The following is a 20,163-nucleotide window of genomic DNA, read 5'->3' as shown; positions in this document are numbered from 1 at the left end:
ACCATGTCTCTTTTTATCCACTTTTCAATTTGCGAAACTTATTCTACCTTATCCATTACCCACCTGGATAATGTAGTTCGGATTATCATTGTTTGGTCCAAGTGGCATTCAAGAATCTGTGAAAATCCAGTAATATCAACGGCTTGTAAGCAATGCTTTTATCTAAATACTACTTCAGCGGTGAGTAAATGAGGCCACAACGAGATAAACCGTGTCAAAGGCCAGCAGCATCCACAGGGCGGGATTGCTCCACACGCCGCTACTCCCGCCGGCCTGACTTCTCTCGCGCTTCCGTCCCCGTCTTTTCAGCAGCAGGCGGATCCCTCCTGTCACTGCGATCACCACCGAGACAAACACCAGAGCCAGGATAGCCAGGGCACCAGGAGTGCCCGCCTGGCGCAGTAGCGGCAGCGCCTCAGCAATGCTGTTTCCGGCGATGTGCAGTCCGATGGACGTCCCCAATCCGTAGTGCAGGGCCGCATAGCCGAAAATCAATCCGCACCAGAAGGCGGACAACCCCTGATAGAGATCGTGGTGCATCAGCCCGAAGCACAGGGCCGACAGTAAAATGGCCTGCCGCGCACCCCCTGGCAGCAAGCGGCGCAGCACCACTCCTCGGTAGATCAGTTCCTCCAGGACAGGACCGACTATACAAATATATATTGCCAGCAGCGGTGTGGCGATTTCTTCTCCCACTGCCGCCGCTTGGGCGGTGAAGCCAGCCAGGTTCCACACCCGCTCTAGAACCGGGGTAAGTACCATAACGGCAAGATTTCCACTCAAAGCCACACTTATGAGAAAAACCAGCGTGCCCAAAGAGGCCTTCTGGGAAGAGAAGTGAGGGGCTTCGCCGCTCACTAGTGAGGACCAGAGCAGGGGGATCGCCGATGCCACCGCGCAGCTCAGGAGCAGCACGATACCCTCCGGCAAGCCGGGAACAGAAGACAAAAGTTTTTGCAGTAACCCAAACAGCACGCTGTATGCGAATAAGCTGCACCACAGCCATGTCAAGCTGTGTAGCGGGGGAATCTTTTTGTTCATAACAACCTCCCATGCGGCCTTGGCCGCAAAATTTGGCCTAATTATAGCATATTCCCGTCGATTTGCGGGCAGCTTTAACAAATTTTAAGCTTTTTTAAGCTTTTTTTAAAATAGCTCCATCACCAAACGCACGGCTGCCGAGCTCATTCAGTACATCGAGGTTTATCCTGCGGTCAAGGAGAACAGAATCACCAAAACTGCATTGGATCCTTTGAGGTACCGGATTGCCGGAAAATCCCCGAGCGGGACATTCTTTTGGAAACGAGAAAAGGCGTAGCATTAAGCTACGCCCCCGCACAGATCTCTATATAAACTTGGAAATAAAAAATGCGGAGTATCATCAGCAGACCTTTTCAGATCCTTTCATGATACTCCGTATGGTCCCCCGACCGATTTCAAATCCGAACTTTCAATATCAGAAAAGTCAAGCCTTGTTTCGCCCTCTTTGTAGTTAAAGGTAATCAAAATATGGTCATCAAAGATGGTCACGGAGTTTACAAAGCTGTCAATGAGCCGCCGGCGCTCGTCCAGCCTGCTCACATCCAGTTTACGGAAACGGCAAATCCAGAATGTCACATCCTCCCAGGAAAGTAGCGGCTTCTTGATTTCCTCCTGGATGATGTGCAGTTCAATGTCCTTTTTCCGTTCCTCCAACTCGTCAAGGCGCTGTTTCGTAGACTGGTTGATAATCCCCATTTGGATGGCGTTCAACATATTGGTAATGCCTCGCTCGGTTTCTTCCAACTGTTTGCGGAGGGCTGGGAGTTGGCTGCTCTCCTTACCCTGCAAGTCCATCACAGCGTCCGCTATGTACTCCACAAAATTGTCATCCATGACTTTCGCCATGGTTGCGTTTACCACGGCATTTTCCAGGGGCAGCTTGCGAACGCTCTTGTGTTTGGCGGTGCAAGTCTTGTGCTTCTTGGTGTTCACACAGCGGTAATAATGGTACTTCCGGCCTTTGCTGGCGCTGGTGCCGCTCTCGCCCACCATCATAGCCCCACAAGTGCCGCAAAAGAGTTTCGTGGTCAAGAGATAATCGTCCTCGGCCTTGTGACGGGCTGGGGCTTTCCTGTTGGTTTCAAGCCGCTGCTGCACCCTGTCGAACAGGTCTTGCGGAACAATGGCGGGAATACCGCCGGGGGTGACGATATGGCGGTAACTGTATTCCCCGATACACTTTCGGTTGTGGAGGATCGCCGCCACAAAATTCAAATCAATCTTCTTGCCCCGTACCGTTGTCACTCCGGCACCATTCAGCCAATCCCGGATATTCTTCATGGTTTCGCCCTTGTCGTAGCGGATGAACATTTCCAGCACCACAGGGGCGGTATGCGGGTCGATTTGATAATACTTGTCCTTGTCAATGGCAAAACCAAAGGTGGGCGTACCGCCGTTATATTTGCATTTGAGGGCGTTTTCCGTATGGCCCCGGATGACTTTCTCGGACAGTTCAGCGGAGTAATATTCCGCCATACCCTCCAACATACTTTCCAGGATGATACCCTCCGGCCCCTCGGAAATGTTCTCCGTGGCGGACAGCACCTTAACGCCATACTTGCGAAGCTGGGCCTTGTAGTGGGCGCTGTCATAGCGGTTGCGGGCGAAACGGTCAAGTTTCCAAACAATGATAACATCAAAGAGGCCCTTGGCGCTGTCCTTAATCATCTGCTGGAAGTCCGGGCGGTGGTCGGTCTTGGCAGACATGGCCCGGTCAATGTATGTCCGCAAGATGGTTATATCATTTTTCTTGCAGTAGGCCGTACACTCCCGGAGCTGGCCCTCAATACTTTCTTCCCGTTGGTTGTCGCTGGAATACCGGGCATAGATCACCGCTTTCATTCTTCTTTCGCCTCCTCCGTCATAATCCGTAGCAGTGCCTCTTTTAACCGTTGATTCACAGGTGCTTTCGGGTCAAAGCACATCTCTATAAATTCCCGCATTTCCCGGCTCTGCTCCGTTTTCTCTTTCAACGCCTGGGGCTTGTATTCGTACAGCTTGCCCCTTGGGTCATCAGTACGGCAATACAGATAATCCATTGATACATCAAAATAATCGGCGTACTTGATGAAGATTTCCGGGGCCGGGGTGGTCTGGCCTGTTTCGTATCGGTTGATACGGGATTGCTGCACACCTAAAATTCCCGCCATGTTTACCTGGGTCAGCCGCACACCCTCGCGCAAGGCCCGAAGCCGCTTTCCAATCTGCTCCATGAAAATCCCTCCTGCCAAAGTTAAAATATCACAAATCAAGATATTTGTAAATACACTTTTGCGTTCTCTCAAAATATCTTTGCGGGTGTCAGCCAGCCTGCGGCTGACACCCCTTGATAACCTGCAAAGTCCAATGGAGCGCCCTTGTCAATGGCGGCTATTGCCGTTTATCTTGACCATTGACAGGGGCGCTCCATTGGACTATTCGTTATTGTCTGCTTTGTAGACCATCAATGTATGAACTCACTTTTTCCTTGTCCATATCACTTAACTGGCGATAAATATGCAAGTGTTCCAACTCTTTTGAAGTAAGATCACCTTGCCTAATCTGGTGTTTCAAGTCCGATAATCCAGCAAGATAATCAAGGGACACACCAAAAAATTGAGCAATAGCAATCAATGTTTCTAAGTCGGGTGTTCTATCGCCAATCTCATAGGCACTAATAGTTGATTGTGAAACATTCAATTTAAGGGCCAATCCATCTTGACTGAGCCGCCGTTCTTCCCTTAGTTCCTTTAACCGTATCACATTACCACTCTCCCAAATAAATGGTATCGCAAATTGTTGTATTTGATACCTGTATATGATATAGTTATTACCTGTAATACGGGTAACTGTTCAAGCAGATGGGAGGGTGTATGTATGAACGACATTTCATATAGCGAGTTAAAAGAGGACAGGCGTGCTTATGACATCATGATACTTCGAGATCAGTACAACAATACATTTGCAGATATTGCAAAGGAGTATGGAATATCTTTAGTCCGGGCAAGAGAACTATATAGCCGGATAAAAGTTAAGCAGATTCGGCTATACATTCGGCATATCTCAATCGCGCTTGGCTATGACAACACAGTTGAGGTCAGAAAGGTCTATGACGCTGCAAATGAATGTTTTCAAGACTTCTCATATGCCTGTGCATACCTTGAAAAGAAATATAGTAGCATATTGGTTGAATATCGGGCCGGAGAACCAGGTATGCCAAAGGAATACATTAAAAACTTACCTCCGCTAAAGAAGAGCCTTAACCCGGAGATTGTTTCCCGCATTGTTGAAATGCGAGAAGTTGAAAAAGCAACCTTTACCGCAATAGCAAAAGAAATGGCTATTACACCAGAAAAAGCAAAGCATACATACGATATGTTTTACCATCAACAGGTCTTAGATTTCATTGAGCCATTACAGCAGAAAGCCAGCAGCTATGAGGAAAAGAGGGCCATATGGCAACATTATTTTGGCAAGTACAGATCAGCTAAAAAGCGATATGAAATGATATTGGAAGAAAAAAGGGAAACACAAAATATAGAGTAATTTACAGAAAGTTCATCAATATGTAGTCTGTTTGTGGTAATGTATGATAGCGGGTAAAAAACTTTGTTGAAATTGAAAACACGAGTCAAATGAAACCGCCGCTTTCAGCGGCAACCAAAGCGGAAGCTGTCCTATGGACGGCATGAAAAACCATGCGGAGGGCGGAAACGCCCAAACAATCCCACATGCAGGCGGGAAAAGTTTGCTGCACTTGCCAACCCGGCATCCTGCGGGAACAACGGCCCAGCGTAGTCCAAAACTGCGCCAATGAATTTCTTTCGTGAACGGGCTTTGCGCCGGAGGTGGATAATACAGTTATTCACCAACAGCGTTTCACGGGAGGAGGTGGCGGCTATGGCATATTCTATCTATCACCATAGCAAGCTGACCGCAAACAATCAGCAGACCACCTCCGGCAATAGGCCCACATAGGCAATTTATAACCAGGGGAAACCGCTTTGGCTTACAGGAAGCCGAAGCAAAGCCCCGGTTATAAAAGGAACGAACAATCTGCCCTGGCAAGGCAGATCCAGGCAGACCTCCAAAAACTCGGCATGACACAAAAGGAACTAGCAACCGCAAGCGGTATGCCGGAGGCCAGAGTGAGCCGGATTTTGCGAGGTGGAAAAGTACGGCTGACAGAACAGGACATTAACCAGTTAGCCCTTGGCCTTGGAAAGACAATGGCAGAACGGGACAACCTGCGGTATCTCGCATGGCCCGAACTGTACGAGATCGACAAGGCGCTAAAGCGGCGTGACGGGTGTGTGTTCCTGGTAAACTGTGAATTGGCCGAACAGGGACTTCCCTTGTTGGGGAGTAATTTTGAAGAATGACAGAAAACCGCCGTCCCAGGCAGCAAGTGGGACGGCGGTAAATTTTTTTGTCCGAATTTCACCAGTGAAATTTTCAAGGGATTTTCTGCGGTATGATAGGGCCACACAAGGACTTGTGACCATATCACCAGGGCGGCGGACAGGCCAACTGCCGCCCACAATATAACGGAGGAAATTGCTATGAAGATCACTGACCTTATCATTGACCCTAAGAGCCTGGGGAGCAAGCTGTGGCTGGTGGAGGTGTCCCCGGCCTACGAGTACCAGAACAACAGGCGGACGGATACCGTCCTCGGTTACCGCTATACGGTGGCTCTGCCGGAAAAATGCCTGGAAAAAGTCAATGTACGCATTGACGGTGAAAAGCGTATGGATACCCCGGACGGCTATGCGGAAGTGCGCTTTGACGGCCTGGAGGTATTCATCTATTGGAGCCAGGGCCAGCCCCAGGTGGGGGCCAGGGCTGCGGGCGTCCATCTGGTGAATCCGAAAGCCTGATGACCTGGGCGGCGCTGGAGAGGCCAGCCGGGATAAGGACAGTCCCCTCAAGGGAATGGCTCCCGGCGGCAGCGCCAGCGCCGCCCTCCCATAAGGGTCAGTATTACCCCTTATGGGAAACTTGTAGCATGTAGCAATACAAGGGAGGCTTTCCATGGGCAGCAACAGCCAATCCCGAAAATGGGCGCTTGTAATCAACAATCCATCAGAGGCCGGATTAGACCATAGCGCCATCAAGGAAATCTTACAGAGGGTTTCCCCGGCCTATTACTGCATGGCCGACGAAACAGCGTCAACGGGGACATATCACACGCACTTGTTTTTCTATGCTCCATCGCCTGTGCGCTTTGCCACCATCAAAAACCGCTTTCCAACGGCGCACATCGAAAAGGCATATGGAACGGTGCAGGAAAACCGGGCATACATCCGCAAGGAGGGCCGATGGGCAGATACCGACAAGGCGGAAACCTCGGTGCCTGGGACATTTGAGGAGTGGGGCGAGGCTCCACCGGAACGGGCGGAGAAACACCCGGAGATGTTCCGGCTCGTCCAGAATATCCGGGACGGCCTGACCACCACGGAGATCATTGACGATAATCCCGCCATGGCCTTTCGTGTCCGTGATATTGACCTGCTGCGGCAGACCTTGACGGCGGAAAAGTACGCCGTGGAGAACAGGCCCTTACAGGTGTCCTATCTCTACGGGGCCAGCGGTGCGGGCAAAACACGGAGCATTTACAGCACCCATGACCCCCGGAGCATTTACCGGGTGACAAACTACCGGGCCACAAGGGGCATTTCCTTTGACGGCTACCACGGGCAGGATGTGCTTGTATTCGAGGAGTTCAGCAGCCAAATTCCCATTGAAGATATGCTCAACTACCTGGACATTTATCCCCTGTCGCTCCCGGCCCGGTACAATGACAAAACGGCCTGTTACACAAAAGTATATATCACATCTAACTCGCCGCTGGAAAATCAATATTGGGTGGAACAGCAGGCGAGGCCGGAAACCTGGCGGGCATTTCTCCGCCGTATCCATACTGTGGTGGAGTACCTCCCGGACGGCTCCACGATCATCCACAAGAAAGGGGGCTTTCCCTATGACAAGAAGTGATAAAGACACGATTCACAAGCGGACGGAGAACCGCCGCTTACTCCAACGCATGAAAACGGGGTTTGCGGTGGTAACGCATACTCCTTACAAGGGCGTACTGCTGGGAGCCTATCTGGTGGGCGCTGCGCTGGTCTGGCTGTTTCGGGCATACCTGTTCAGTCTGGATTCCTATGGTATGTTTTCCCCTGTTCTGGAAGCGGCTATCAACCTTTTGATTCCCCTCTATGCTGTGGGCGGCCTCCTGGCTTTCCTGGCGCTCCTGGGAACGCCCTGGGGCAGCAAAGCGGCAAAGGAGGGCTTGCAGAAAGTGGGCCTTGTCAACCATGCGGGGGAGGCCCCTGCCCTCATAGCCAAACGGCAGGACAGGGGTAATCCCCGGCTGACGATCTGGGAGTTTGACCCCTGCGGGATACCGCTGGGCGAGTGGGAGGACAAACGGGCCAGGATTGAAACGGCCCTGGATATTACCATAGCGAAAATGACCTGGGCGGAGGGTCGAAAGCTCATTCGTGTCTATGCTGTCCCGGCAAAAAGTGATTTCCCGGCCCTGCTCCCCTGGAAAGACAAGTACCTGTCCCCGGAAAGTTTTGTCCTGGTGCTGGGGGAAAGCCTCACAGGGGCGGTAACGGTCAACCTCACAAATATCCCCCATATCCTGCTGGGCGGCTCTACGGGCAGCGGAAAAAGTGTGCTGTTAAAGCTGCTGCTTATGCAGTCGCTCCACAAGGGGGCGGAGGTCTACATAGCCGATTTCAAGGGCGGCGTGGACTTTCCCAAAGTCTGGCACCAAAAATGCCGGATGTGCTTCACCGAGAAAGATTTGCTGTATACCCTGGGTCAGCTTGTGACGGTGTTGGAATACCGCAAGGGCCGGCTTGCGGAAACCGGGTGTAAAGATCTGGATACCCATAACGAGGTCACAGGAGAAAGTCTCCCTCGGATCGTGTTCGCCTGCGACGAAGTAGCAGAGATGCTGGACAAAACAGGCCGCAGCAAAGAAAGTAAGGAAGTGCTGGCCCAGATTGAAAACAAGCTGGCGACACTATCCCGCCTGGGACAGGCCTTTGGCATCCACCTGATCCTCGCCACCCAGCGCCCGGACGCCAACATTCTCCCCGGTCAGATCAAGAACAACCTGGATTTCCGGGTATGCGGCAGGGCGGACAATGTACTCTCTCAAATCATTCTGGACAATACCAGCGCCGCCGATCAGATACCCAAGGACGCAAGGGGCCGCTTCATCACCGGGGATGGTACTGTGTTCCAGGCTTACTTGCTGGACGAAAAGCAACTGTGAGGTGATTTCCGTGGCGCATGAAATTCCTATTTGGCAAAAAGCCAATCTTACTTTGGAGGAAGCCGCTGCCTACTATAACATTGGCATCAACAAACTGAGGCAGATGACCGATACCAAGGAGTGCGAGAAATATGTGCTTTGGGTGGGAAATCGTCGCCTGATAAAACGGAAACCATTTGAGGCATATCTCCAAAGTGAATATTCCATTTGAATGGCAAAAAGCGCCCAGATATGCTATGATAACTGTATCATACATATCGGGCGCTTTTCCGGAAAGGAGTGTGCATTGTGGCGGGAAAGCGCAAAGATAGAAATGGCCGAGTACTGAAGACAGGTGAAAATCAGCGCAAAAATGGCACGTATGATTACCGATATACAGATAGTCACAGAAAAGTGCGGTGTATTTACGCTAAGACATTAGAAGATCTTCGGAAGAAGGAAGCCGCGATCCAAAGGGACCTCGCCGATGGCATCGACTATGCTGCTGGTGAAATTTCGGTAGCTGATTTGGTAGACCGCTATATGAGCCTGAAGCGAGACATTGGACATAATACGAAGCGGGCCTATGGAACCGTCATTAACCGGATCAAGGAATCTGAGTTCGGGCAGATGAAGGTGCGAAATGTAAAGCTGTCCGATGCCAAGCGTTTCTACATTGACCTGCATGATACCGGAAGCAAACGCAACACAATTTCTATCTACCATAGTGTGCTGCGGCCCACCTTTGAGATGGCTGTCGATGATGACATGATTCGCAAAAATCCGTTCAAATTTAAGGTGGCCGATATTATTCCGGACGATGCGGTGAAAAGAACGGCTCTCACCAAGCAACAGCAGGAAAATTATCTCCGTTTTATTCAGGAGAATGGACAAGATAATTACTATGACGATATTATCATCCTGATGGGCACCGGGTTGCGGGTCAGTGAGTTGTACGGCCTTACCAAGAAAGACGTGGACTTCAAAAAGCGGCTTATCTTTATTGACCACCAGCTCTGCCGGACGGCAGAAAAGCCTTACTTTGTAAAATCGCCTAAGACCAGCAGCGGTGTCCGGTGTATCCCCATGAGCGATGTGGTCTACATGGCGTTAAAGCGTGTTGTGGCAAACCGGCAGCCTCCAACAGTAGAACTCCTGGTGGATGGGTACAGCGGCTTTCTCTTCCTGGATAAAGCCGGGATGCCAAAGGTTGCTATGCACTTGGAAAACTATATGCGGGGAATGCAGAAAAAGATGGAACGGATCTATGGAAAATCCTTTCCGCGTGTAACGCCCCATGTGCTGCGCCATACCTTCTGTACCAATATGCAGCGAGCCGGGATTGATGTGAAAAGCCTGCAATACCTTATGGGCCACTCCAATGTCAGCGTGACATTAGATGTCTATACGCATGTTGACTTTCACGCGGTTCAAGAGGCATTTGGCAAGGCAGTCTCCAATCTATAAGTGTCTTTGCTTCCTGCAAAAAATACCCGACTGCTTACCATAAAACTTACCATTTTCAGTGGGTAAGATATGTAGACTATGATAGAGAATATGGGAAAGAAATTGCAGAATATAACGCATATCCCTTCTTTTCTCTACTTATCTCTTATAGAAAGCCGTAATTCCCCGAGGGCGGTATGTACTAAGCAAAGCCTTTTGAAAGCCCGCGGCCTTGTGCCGCGGGCTTTTTTGCGGGCTGGGCTTGTCGGCCATGGCTACTCTGGAGGTACAAGGATGGAATTATCTGGGTGGCGGAGTCAAAACAGTGTAAAAGACGTCTAGTTTTTCATTTTGTACCAGGAAAACTTTACAGGTAGCATAGACTGTGGTAAACTGATAAAAGTAAAACTCAGGGGTTGACGGCTGATGAGTAATCGCAAAGAGCAACCACAATATACTGAAAGCAGAGCGCAGGCTCTGTCTGTTTTCATGCCCAAGAACAGAATCAACAGAGAAAAGACATCTAGAGGTGCGGCTGGCCGCTCCTTGGGTGTCTTTTGCTTTGATTTGACATGACAAAAGTTAGGACAGGAGGAGAAATGATGAGGAAACACACGCGAACACGAATTGGGAGCATTTTGCTGGTTATCACAATGCTCCTGTCGATGCTGCCCATAACGGCGTCGGCAGAAGGTGAAGCCTTTTCTGTAAGCGGCGGCACAAAGGATATCGACTATACCTATTCGGAAACAGAAAACAGGGAAGCAACACTAAAAATTTTAACAGATACGCCAATTGTGCTTTCAGGCAGCGGAAAATTGAGTGTTCAGATTCCAGCTGGAGTTGAGGCTGATCTGACGCTGAACGATGTGACGATGTCGCCGGAAGCATATACTGTCTATTCGGGAATTACTATTGCCAAGGGCGGAAGCTTGTGCCTAACATTGGAAGGGGCCAATTCTATCCAAGCGGGGTTCTATGCCGGTATTGAGGTGCCATATGGTGCATCTTTGGAAATCAAGGGAACTGGCTCTTTGGAAGTTAGCGGTGGAAACACGTCGGCTGCAATTGGTGAAGGGCCCACTAAGAATGGCTGGGGCAATATCACTATCAGTGGAGGTACTATTGTTGCGACGGGTAGTACCTCTGGTGCGGGCATTGGTGGCGCTGGCGGTAGCCGGACAAAGTCGCTACAGACGGGTGCGATCACCATTAGCAACGGTTCTGTTCGTGCAAACGGCGGCAGCGATGGGGGGGCTGGCATAGGTACCGGCGCTAATAAGGCCGCAGGAGGAAAAGAAATCAAAGATAACGGATATGTCAGTGCAGGCACCATTCGGATCACCGGTGGCACGGTGGTTGCAACCGGAAGTACAGGTGCCGCGGATATTGGCGGCGGCAAGGATGCTGACGGTGGCGATATTCGGATTACCGGTGGAGACCTCACGGGTGTGGACGCTTTTGGAACCGTTGGAAATGGCTGCCCGGTGGAAGATACACAGCCTGACATCGTGCAGATTCTGGGCGGCACATATGGTAAAGAGGTTGATATTTCTTCGTATGTCCCGAATGGTATGGAAGTGGTAGAAAACAGTGATGGTACTGTTTCCGTTCAAATCAGTCAGGACGCAGCTGTGGAGATTGACGGTATCGGATATGAGTCTCTGGAAAGCGCAGTAGCAGTGGCCAATGTGGGTGATACTGTCAAGCTGCGCAAAGGAATCCAACAGGCAGCTAATCTGACCATTGCGGCGGACAAAGACATTGTGCTGGATCTCAATGGTCAGGCGCTGGAGATGGGCAGCAAAAAAATCAATGTCAGCGGTAATTTGACTATTATGGACGGTGCAACAAACGGAACCATCAGTGGTACTGCCGGCCAGATGATTTCCATTCAGACTGGCGGCGCAGTTCTTCTGGAAAGCGGAACGGTTATTACCACAGGCTATGGTGCGGTTCGTACCAATACGAGCAGTACCTTTACCATGACCGGTGGAACAGTGCAGGGAAGCCCGGCCATTCAGGCCTTGAATGGAAGCGTGTCCATTACGGGCGGTTTTGTGGAAGTTAATGCGGGCACCAGTTATCTTGCCATTGAAAATTCGTCTGCCGCAATTACTGTCGGAGCACAGGAAGCGGTCAGCCAGGAGACCCCTGTAATTGAGGGACTCAACATTGGGACCAACAAGACCGCGCTGCTCTACAGCGGGACCATCAGCAAAGCAAAGGGAGCGTTTGCCGGAAATTCGGTGCTGACATGCCGGTTTGGTGAAAATATTGCCGATGCTTTGCCGGCAGGTTACACCTGTGTACAGGAAGATGCCTATTGGAAAGTTACAGCGCAGACCGAGGACGGCGCTGTGGCGCAAATCATGCGTGGAGATGGCAACAGCGTCTACGTGAGCAGCGTTGGCCAGCTTTCCACTTCTTTGGTAAGCGGGGATACCCTGAGACTGTTACAGGATCTGACCGGCGACACCAGTGGTAGCATTCTGAAGATTACAGTCCCCGGCGTGACGGTGGATTTGAATGGCCACAGCGTGACCAATCAGAACGCAAAGGGATACGGTATCTCTTTTGAAATTCCGTATGGTGTCCATATGGATACAACTGCATCGGTACAGAACAGTGCAGGAACTCAAGCGGCCATCAATGCCGCTACGCCACTCCGTTTCAAAAATGGCGACAGCGCCAAGAAAATCGAAGCAACTTTGGGCGATGGGATTACTCTGGAAACTTCAAATAATCAGAAAATAGAATTGGGCACTGGCGCATACCTTCGGTATTCTCAGACGGCAGCGGATGCCATTGCCAACGGCGGCTTCCGAGCAACGGATGTGGATGGCAACAGCTATATTTTCGGTAGATTCACCGATGCAATGGAGGCAGATGCCAACCATACGGCGGTGATGCTCAACGATTATACTGGGACAGATTTCCTGGGTACCGGTAAGTGCTCCGGAATTTTGGACCTCAATGGGAAAAAATATGTTACCAGTGGAAAGAAGATTTTGGATCTGAACCAGGATGGCGCAGTATTGACCGTGAAAAACGGTACACTGGAGAGTATTGCCACCGGAGGAGAAGATACGGATTCTTTTGGTGTTGGAACGCTCTATGACGATGTAACGCTGAATCTGGAAAATGTAAACATTGTGATGCACAGTGACAACTTTGCTGTTGTTACCAATGGCACCAATACAGGCATTACGTTTAATATCACAGGTGGTTCCATCCAGACAACAGAAAATTCTGCGGGTATCTACTTCCCTTCGTCCGAAAGCACCCTGACCATTGACGGTACTTCCGTTACGGGAGGTACGGGTGTTGCTGTGAAGGGCGGCACTGTGACAATTCGCGGAAACGCTGTGATTCAGGGCACTGGCGCTAAAGTGACGCCGAGCGAACCGGAAAACAGCGGCGTTACTAACACCGGTGATGCGCTCTATGTGGAAGGCAACTACGCTGACCGGTCGGTGGTTGTTAACATCGAAAGCGGTACCTTTACCAGTACCAACGGCTACGCGGTGCAGAAATTGTTTGCGGAGAGCAGCGGCGAGGCAGAAGAGAAGACGATCGCCATTTCTGGTGGGAGCTTTTCTACTGAGATTCCCGAAGACTACTGTGCTGACGGTATGGTGCCGGTGCAGAATGGTGGAACCTGGGGTGTGAAGACGGTTTTTGCCTCCGGAACCGGCACTGAGAACGACCCCTATCACATTGCGACGGAAGAACAGCTGAAGACCTTCCGAGACAGTGTTAACAGCGGCAGCGCTTATGAGGGTAAGTACATTCAGTTGGATGCAGATATCGACCTCTCCGGCGAGGAATGGGAACCTATCGGTATTACCAAGTCCGAGGAGGGCACCGTTGTGGATTACTCCTTCCAGGGTATCTTCAACGGCATCGGTCATGCGATCCGCAATCTCACCATGACATCTGTGGATACGGATAAGCCCTACTATAATACGTTCAACACCGGTTATGCCTGCTACGGCTTCTTCGGCGGCGTGGACGGCGGTACTGTGAAGAATCTCCGCTTTGCCGACGTAACGGTAGATAAGCCAGGTGCAGATGTCAACAATAGTACGGCAGCTGCCGCAGTGGGCGCAGCAGTCAACGGGGCAACTCTTTCCAACATCACGGTAGAAAGTGGTTCTGTAACCGGGCACAGCCGTGCGGCGGGTGTCGTGGGGTTTGTAGGCGCCAATACCAATACGGGTACGAGCGGTGTTGGTGATATTCTGGTGGAGAGCTGTACTAACAACGCTGTCATTGCTTCCAACCACACAAGTGACAGCTACGGCACGGCCGGCGGCGTTTGTGCCACGGCCAACACGTACAGTGTCCAGGAGGGGGCCGTCACATTCCGAAGCAACCGCAATACAGGATCTGTCAGCGGGTATTATGCTGCGGGAATCCTGGCCAGTACCTTTGCATATAACGATTGTAGCCTGGATTTGATTGGCAACACCAATACCGGTGCTATTACAGTTTCGGCGGAGGCATCTGGTACTTCGGCGGCAGGCATCGCTGTAGCTGGTGTGGCGGGAACAATCGAGAGTAATGTCAACTCCGGTACAATCGATGGTAAAGATGGCATGGCTGGTGGCATTCTGACCACAGCGGGTTATGACACGGTATTTTCCGCCGCAGGCAACAGAAATACCAGTGCAATCAGCGGACGGCAGGCCGGCGGTATTGTTGCCGTTGTGGATGGTGCGGAATTGAAAAATCTGACGAACTCGGGCAGTGTGAACGGTGCAGAGCAGGCTGGCGGTGTGGCGGCCCTGATCCGCAATGGAGCAACTTTGGACGGTTCCACTTGCGTGGGTAATGGTACAGTGACCGGCGCTGCAGATTCCAACTATGTGGGTAAACTGGTAGGTAATGTGGCGGTAGAAGCCACTCTGGAAAACCTCACTGATTCTGATGCCATCGGCGCGGTGACAGTGGGTGGTAACGCTGCCCATCAGGTGACCCTGGACAAGGTACAGCTGGATACGCTTCATCTGGTTGCCGGCCACAATCAGGGCTTTACCTACACCATGAATCTGACGAATGGTTCCTCTATCGGAACGCTGATGGTCAATGGTGCAGTTCACACCGGCATGACGCTGGAGATCGCTGGTGGTACCGTTCAGCTGGTAGAGGTGACCGGCATGACCGGCAACACTGAGGATGGAGACGTTAAGACTACTACATTGAATTTCTCGGCAGCCGACGGCGCACAGATCGGAATCCTCCGCACCACGGATGCCAGCAATAAGTTGGTCTCGCTGAAGGTGGCGGCAGATAGCCAGAGCACCATTACCACTGTGGAGGCAGCGTCTGCTGTGGCGGCTGGATTCGGACATGGTGCCGAGTCGGATGACAACCCGAATACAGATGAGCGTGCCTTCCCCAATGAGGGTACCATCCAAACGGTGAAGACCAGTGAGGTCAATTACATTACCACAAATATGGCCGACAACCATGCTCCGGACAATGTTTGGCTGGTCACTGGCACGCTGACAGAGGATGCCGCCGCAATTCTTGGCGGAACCATCACCGGCACTAACAAGACCGGTTTCACCGGAGTGAAACTGACGGCAGATACCACACTGGGCAGTTCTCTAAGTGTTGTCAGTGGTAAGACACTGGTGATCGCCAAGGACGTGACCCTCACCATTCCGAATGGGACAGCACTGACCAATAACGGCGCGATCATCAACTACGGCACCATCGACAATCAGAATGAAGGCGGAGGAAGTACCGGAACTGTGACCAACCGTTACATCGTTACGTTCCAGGATGTGGACGGTACGGTATTGTCCACTCAGGATGTAGCGGAGAATGAAAAGGTTACCCGGCCTGCGGATCCTGAGCGAGACGGCTATGTGTTTGAAGGTTGGTATCTCAATAACGTGGTCTATGATTTTGAAATTCAGGTTACAGCACATCTGACTTTGACCGCACGGTGGAGTGTGAATTCCTCTGGTTCTTCCGGTGGCTCCAGCGATCCTACCTACGCCATCTCCATGCCCAGCAAAGTTACTGGCGGTGAGATTTCCCTCCAGAAGCGCTATGCTGAAAAGGGCGAGATCGTTACCATCACTGTTACTCCCGATGACGGCTATGAGCTAGATAAGCTGATCGTCACCGACAGCAAGGGTAATGTGCTGGAACTGACCAACAAGGGTAGCGGCAAATTCACCTTCAAAATGCCCGCCGGCCGTGTAGAAATCGAGGCTTCCTTCCGGGAGGTGGCGCTGGTCAATCCCTTTGTTGATGTGGGTACCAACGACTACTACTACAACGCGGTGCTGTGGGCTGTGGAGCACGGTGTGACCGCTGGAACTGGCGCTAATACATTTAGTCCCAATGCAGCGGTCTCCCGCGCCCAGATGGTGACCTTCCTGTGGAGAGCCCACGGATCCCCCAAGGCCACCGGAACCAACCCCTTCACCGACGTGAGCACCAACGACTACTACTATGATGCGGTGCTGTGGGCTGTGGCTAACGGAGTAACCGCTGGGACTAGCTCGACTACGTTCAGCCCCAACGCGGATGTGACCCGTTCTCAGGCGGTCATGTTCCAGTGGCGGGCGGCCGGATCTCCCACTGCTTCTGGTAATGGGTTTGGGGATGTGGCTGCGGACGCTTGGTATTACGATGCGGTGTCCTGGGCCGTGGCCAATGGCATTACCAGTGGTACCGGAGGGAACAACTTTAGTCCCGACGTGGTTGTCTCTCGTGGGCAGGCAGTAACCTTCCTGTATCATGAGTTTGGCTAAGTATTCTTGGATAAGGCGGTATTAACACAGAGAGTCTGAACGGACAAATGCAAAATAGAGAACGGGGAGAGGCTTCATTTGGAGCCTCTCCCCGTTCTCTATGCAAATGATGGTGTGAATTACTGCCTCGAGATTTGGTGACTGCCTATGAGAAATTGATCACAACCGTTGGGTCAGTGGTTTATCAGCGGATGAAGAGTGAGGTGAACTGCGGTGCGAGCCTATATGCAGTAAAAAGTATGGAGATGAAAGAAGTAGTGTAGGTGGCCCGGAGAGAAGCTACAAGATACCAGGGATGCAGATGTGTATCCTATTTCAAGACTGAATTGGAGCGAAGTCGCAGGTAACATGTTGAAAAGTATGACAATACCTGGCATTGAAATTGAATAACGTAAAATAAGACAAAAAACGGCCGTGTTCGCAAAATGAACACGGCCGTTTTTTCAGAATATGCAACTGAAGGTAGTCATCAGGAGATTAGCCTTTCTTCTGGAGTTCTTTGTTCTTCCGGCGTACCCAGTAGGGCAGGATAAAGATAAAGGGGATAAACATCATGGGAACGCCCATGTAAGAGAAGACGATCTTGTAGCCGAAGTTGACGATGGTAAGGATACCAAACTGGCCCAGCAGGATGGCAATAATCATGAAGAAGGCGATGATGAGGAAACGGGAAGCCACACTGCCTACATTGAGCTTTTTGCAGACCAAACCCTCATAGCGGGCGACCGTGCCGCACATAAAGCCGACGCCGGTGCTGAGAACGGCCAGCATGGCCAGAGCCACGTAGATGATCTGGAAATACTCACCCACGCCGATGCGCTTGAGGGCGGTGACGACGGGGAGGCTGTCTGTAAGAGCGCCAGGCATCTGGGCGGCAAACAGGGTGTTCATAATCATGGTGCATCCGCCTACCAGGATGGAACCAAGAACGGCGGTAATAAGGGAATCACGCTTGCTTTTGATGACACCCTTGGAGGTGGCCATGCCGGAGTCCACGAAGGAGCAGAAGATGGCCAGATAGAGGATGATGTTCAGGATGGAGGTGCCGTAGCTGGCGTTCATGGTGTGGCTGCCCACATATTCCGAGGTGGCAGCCCAGGAGGGGCCGATGCCCTTGATGCCGATGATCAGTACCATGATAACCAGAGCCAGAGTAATGGCGGTGGAGGCCTTTCGGACGAGAGACTCGCCGAACAGCAGCAGCACCACAACCGCGACGACAGTGCACAGGCCGCCCACGAAGTAGGGGACGCCTACTGTGGCTAACAGGGAGCCGCCGCTGGCGTAGGACATGGAGGCGATGACCACGCTGGAGAGCAGCACGCAGATCTCCTTGTAGGCCACAAAGAATTTACGGGCAGGTCCATACACCACATTGTAGAACTCGTGATAATTATATACCTGGTACAGCCGGCAGGTCTCCAGCACGTGATAGACGATCCAGGCGCTGAGTACCATCAGGATCAGGGGGCCGATGTAGACGCCCAGCCAGCCGTAGCCGACGAAGTACTGCACCAGCTGTGCACCGCTGGCAAAGCCGGGACCCACGTGGGTGCCGAACCAGACACACGCCACGGAGATGGGGCCCATCAAGCTTTTCAAACTGCTCTGCTGTTCCATGTTAACCCTCCTTAATTTCGCGAATCAGGCCGCGGAATGCGTTAATATAGAACTTGGTGTCCAGAGACACCGCGGCTGCATCAAAGCCCTGCTCAAAGTAAGCTCGGGTGGATTTGGCGTCACCGGTGTAGAGCATGGCCAGCTTACCGGCGTCCTTACAGGCCTTGAGAATGCGGGCAATGGCGTCTTTAAACTCCTGGGTATCGAACTGGCCGGGGTTGTTCAGGGCCACAGACAGGTCAAAGGGACCGATGAAGATGCCGTCCACGCCGTCGATTTGGGTGATCTCCTCGATGTTGGCCAGGCAGCCGGCCGTTTCACACTGAGGGATCAGCAGGGTTTCACGATTGCAGGTTTCAAAATAGCTGTTGAGGCCGTGGCTGGCATAGTCCGCCTCGCCCCAGATGGCATCCCGTCCCCACATGACGCCCCGGTTGCCCACCGGGTAGTACTTGGCGTAGTCCACCAGATTGTGGACCTCCTCCACGGTGTTGACGCAGGGGACCACCAGGCCCTGTACGCCGATGTCCAGCATCTTCAATACAGAGGGGCGGGAGCAGTCCTTGATGCGGGCCAGAGGGGTGATGTTCCGCAGACAGGCTGCACGGACCAGGTCGGCGCAGCTCTCCGCTTCGAAGGGGCCGTGTTCTGAGTCCAGAATCAGAAAGTCCAGGCCAGAGGCGCCCAAACACTCCACCGCGTTGGCGCTTCCAATTTCAAAAAAGGTGCCGATTCCTTTTTCACCGGCTTCAATTTTCCGCTTTAACAGGTTTTCCATCTCTTCCGTCTCCTTTTTCAGTGTGCCAGATCCTTCTTATTAAAGGTGTTGTAGGGAAGCTCGCCGCTGCACAGGGTGACCGCGGTGTTGGCGGCCTTCCGGTGCAGGTCCAGCGTGGACTCCACCGAGTCGTAGGCGGCGTGGGGGGAGAGAATGACGTTGTCCATGGAGGCATAGGGGTGGTCGCTGGTGGTGATGGTTTCAAACTCCACCACGTCCAGTCCGGCGGCGGCCACCTTGCCGCTCTTCAGAGCCTCGATGAGGTCGGCCTCGCAGATGATGGGGCCGCGGGCGGTGTTGATGATGATGACACCGTCCTTCATCTGAGCGATGGTGTCCTTGTTGATCATATGGAAGGTGTCCGGAGTCATGGGGGTGTGGACGGAGATAATGTCCGCCTGGGCGAACAGTTCCTCCTTGGTGACCTGCTGAACCTCCATCTGAGCAAAGCGCTCGGCGGGAAGGAAGGGGTCATAGGCGATGACGTGGTAGCCCATGGCCTTGGCGTAGCCGCACAGCTCCCGGGCAATGCTGCCGAAGCCCACCAGACCCAGCGTCCGGCTGCTGGCCCGGCGCATGGGAATGCCCTTGGGGCCATGGGTCCAGAGTCCCTGGCGGACGTTGCGGGTGAAGATGGGCAGATTCCGGGACAGGGCCAGAATCATGGAAAAGGCGTGAGTAGCCACCTCGGGGATGCAGTAGTCGGTGAAGTTGCACACGGGGATTCCGCGCTGGCTGGCGGCGGCAATGTCGATGGCATCCACACCGATGCCATATCGGACCAGGCCCTTCAGGTTGGGGCAGGCATCCATGACTGTGCCGTTCAGCTTGACCAGAACCGTCATCAGGACATCGGCATCCTTGCAGCGATCCATGACGTCCTGCTCATTTTTGCAGGTTTCCAGAATGAGCTCATTCCCGCTCGCCTCAATTACCTGCTTTTCGATGGCGTAGTCATAGTCCACGAAGAAATCCGAGTCCACCACATATACTTTCATTCCTCTTATACTCCTTTCCAACATCGTAACGTGGGTCTAAATCTATATTTATTATAAATACAGCACAAATAGATGTGTCAAAAGAAAGGAGTATTTGCACATTAAAGAGAGAAAGTGCACAACGAAAAAGCATTTGCATGGGCGGCAGAGGGTGATTTGACTAATTTAAGTTTTAACAATAATTGACGGAGGGGCTCTCTGTGATGCTATAATGAGACAAACGTGCATCTTGTGGGAGGAGTGGATAACAGA

15 protein-coding genes are annotated in these 20,163 nt (G+C 52.0%); 8 read left to right on the top strand and 7 right to left on the bottom strand.

Annotation, left to right across the window (positions count from 1 at the left end; all coding sequences use genetic code 11):
* Positions 1–174 precede the first annotated feature (174 nt).
* The 4 genes from DWX58_RS11800 to DWX58_RS11785 all read right to left on the bottom strand — a co-directional run bounded on the left by DWX58_RS11800 (position 175) and on the right by DWX58_RS11785 (position 3,783).
* Positions 175–762 carry a CPBP family intramembrane glutamic endopeptidase gene (locus DWX58_RS11800; protein WP_243093451.1) on the bottom strand — a complete coding sequence of 196 codons (588 nt, stop codon included), beginning with the start codon at positions 760–762 and terminating at the stop codon, positions 175–177.
* Positions 763–1,404: 642 nt separating this feature from the next.
* Positions 1,405–2,883 (bottom strand): recombinase family protein, encoded by a 1,479-nt coding sequence (locus DWX58_RS11795; protein WP_118644066.1) that lies wholly within the window; start codon positions 2,881–2,883, stop codon positions 1,405–1,407.
* Positions 2,880–3,254 carry a helix-turn-helix transcriptional regulator gene (locus DWX58_RS11790; RefSeq protein WP_118644064.1) on the bottom strand — a complete coding sequence of 125 codons (375 nt, stop codon included), beginning with the start codon at positions 3,252–3,254 and terminating at the stop codon, positions 2,880–2,882. The genes DWX58_RS11795 and DWX58_RS11790 overlap by 4 nt, the downstream gene beginning before the upstream one ends.
* Positions 3,255–3,462: 208 nt before the next feature.
* A complete protein-coding gene (locus tag DWX58_RS11785) occupies positions 3,463–3,783 on the bottom strand; it encodes a helix-turn-helix transcriptional regulator (RefSeq protein WP_158579276.1) in 321 nt (106 codons plus the stop codon).
* 114 nt (positions 3,784–3,897) lie between these two features.
* On the opposite strand from DWX58_RS11785, the gene DWX58_RS11780 reads away from it, so the two are divergent.
* The 8 genes from DWX58_RS11780 (at position 3,898) to DWX58_RS11745 (ending at position 16,515) form a co-directional block, all read left to right on the top strand.
* Complete coding sequence (locus DWX58_RS11780; RefSeq protein WP_118644060.1) at positions 3,898–4,566, top strand: hypothetical protein; 669 nt, start codon at positions 3,898–3,900, stop codon at positions 4,564–4,566.
* Between the two features lie 458 nt (positions 4,567–5,024).
* On the top strand, positions 5,025–5,402 hold the full coding sequence (locus DWX58_RS11775; RefSeq protein WP_118644058.1) for a helix-turn-helix domain-containing protein: 378 nt from the start codon (positions 5,025–5,027) through the stop codon (positions 5,400–5,402).
* Between the two features lie 180 nt (positions 5,403–5,582).
* On the top strand, positions 5,583–5,900 hold the full coding sequence (locus tag DWX58_RS11770; RefSeq protein WP_118644056.1) for a hypothetical protein: 318 nt from the start codon (positions 5,583–5,585) through the stop codon (positions 5,898–5,900).
* Between the two features lie 154 nt (positions 5,901–6,054).
* Positions 6,055–7,017, top strand: coding sequence for a viral replication protein (locus DWX58_RS11765; RefSeq protein WP_118644054.1), 963 nt, complete (start codon positions 6,055–6,057; stop codon positions 7,015–7,017).
* On the top strand, positions 7,004–8,314 hold the full coding sequence (locus DWX58_RS11760; RefSeq protein WP_147382269.1) for an FtsK/SpoIIIE domain-containing protein: 1,311 nt from the start codon (positions 7,004–7,006) through the stop codon (positions 8,312–8,314). The genes DWX58_RS11765 and DWX58_RS11760 overlap by 14 nt, the downstream gene beginning before the upstream one ends.
* A 10-nt stretch (positions 8,315–8,324) precedes the next feature.
* Positions 8,325–8,525 carry an excisionase gene (locus tag DWX58_RS11755; RefSeq protein ID WP_087336634.1) on the top strand — a complete coding sequence of 67 codons (201 nt, stop codon included), beginning with the start codon at positions 8,325–8,327 and terminating at the stop codon, positions 8,523–8,525.
* Positions 8,526–8,602: 77 nt separating this feature from the next.
* Positions 8,603–9,760, top strand: coding sequence for a tyrosine-type recombinase/integrase (locus tag DWX58_RS11750; protein ID WP_118644050.1), 1,158 nt, complete (start codon positions 8,603–8,605; stop codon positions 9,758–9,760).
* 617 nt (positions 9,761–10,377) lie between these two features.
* A complete protein-coding gene (locus tag DWX58_RS11745) occupies positions 10,378–16,515 on the top strand; it encodes an S-layer homology domain-containing protein (protein WP_199648795.1) in 6,138 nt (2,045 codons plus the stop codon).
* A gap of 477 nt (positions 16,516–16,992) precedes the next feature.
* Here DWX58_RS11745 and DWX58_RS11740 read toward each other — a convergent pair whose 3' ends face one another.
* From DWX58_RS11740 to DWX58_RS11730, 3 genes are read right to left on the bottom strand one after another with little or no spacing between them, the layout of a single operon-like run.
* The gene (locus tag DWX58_RS11740; RefSeq protein ID WP_118644046.1) at positions 16,993–18,135 is read right to left on the bottom strand and encodes a hypothetical protein; all 1,143 of its coding nucleotides are present in this window, start codon (positions 18,133–18,135) and stop codon (positions 16,993–16,995) included.
* A gap of 1 nt (position 18,136) precedes the next feature.
* Positions 18,137–18,913, bottom strand: coding sequence for an aldolase/citrate lyase family protein (locus DWX58_RS11735; protein WP_118644044.1), 777 nt, complete (start codon positions 18,911–18,913; stop codon positions 18,137–18,139).
* A gap of 17 nt (positions 18,914–18,930) precedes the next feature.
* Positions 18,931–19,911 (bottom strand): C-terminal binding protein, encoded by a 981-nt coding sequence (locus DWX58_RS11730; protein ID WP_158579274.1) that lies wholly within the window; start codon positions 19,909–19,911, stop codon positions 18,931–18,933.
* Between the last annotated feature and the right edge of the window lie 252 nt (positions 19,912–20,163).

The organism is Pseudoflavonifractor sp. AF19-9AC (genome assembly GCF_003478995.1).
GTDB lineage: Bacteria > Bacillota > Clostridia > Oscillospirales > Oscillospiraceae > Lawsonibacter.
The sequence above is the reverse complement of the archived record's forward strand: the minus strand, read 5'-3'. Positions and strand labels throughout refer to the sequence as shown.

What these genes read in the sequence shown, in the direction of transcription:
- DWX58_RS11800 (WP_243093451.1), bottom strand. Translation starts at nt 762, where the DNA reads ATGGTACTTACCCCGGTTCTAGAGCGGGTGTGGAACCTGGCTGGCTTC.
- DWX58_RS11795 (WP_118644066.1), bottom strand. Translation starts at nt 2,883, where the DNA reads ATGAAAGCGGTGATCTATGCCCGGTATTCCAGCGACAACCAACGGGAA.
- DWX58_RS11790 (WP_118644064.1), bottom strand. Translation starts at nt 3,254, where the DNA reads ATGGAGCAGATTGGAAAGCGGCTTCGGGCCTTGCGCGAGGGTGTGCGG.
- DWX58_RS11780 (WP_118644060.1), top strand. Translation starts at nt 3,898, where the DNA reads ATGAACGACATTTCATATAGCGAGTTAAAAGAGGACAGGCGTGCTTAT.
- DWX58_RS11770 (WP_118644056.1), top strand. Translation starts at nt 5,583, where the DNA reads ATGAAGATCACTGACCTTATCATTGACCCTAAGAGCCTGGGGAGCAAG.
- DWX58_RS11765 (WP_118644054.1), top strand. Translation starts at nt 6,055, where the DNA reads ATGGGCAGCAACAGCCAATCCCGAAAATGGGCGCTTGTAATCAACAAT.
- DWX58_RS11760 (WP_147382269.1), top strand. Translation starts at nt 7,004, where the DNA reads ATGACAAGAAGTGATAAAGACACGATTCACAAGCGGACGGAGAACCGC.
- DWX58_RS11740 (WP_118644046.1), bottom strand. Translation starts at nt 18,135, where the DNA reads ATGGAACAGCAGAGCAGTTTGAAAAGCTTGATGGGCCCCATCTCCGTG.
- DWX58_RS11735 (WP_118644044.1), bottom strand. Translation starts at nt 18,913, where the DNA reads ATGGAAAACCTGTTAAAGCGGAAAATTGAAGCCGGTGAAAAAGGAATC.
- DWX58_RS11730 (WP_158579274.1), bottom strand. Translation starts at nt 19,911, where the DNA reads ATGAAAGTATATGTGGTGGACTCGGATTTCTTCGTGGACTATGACTAC.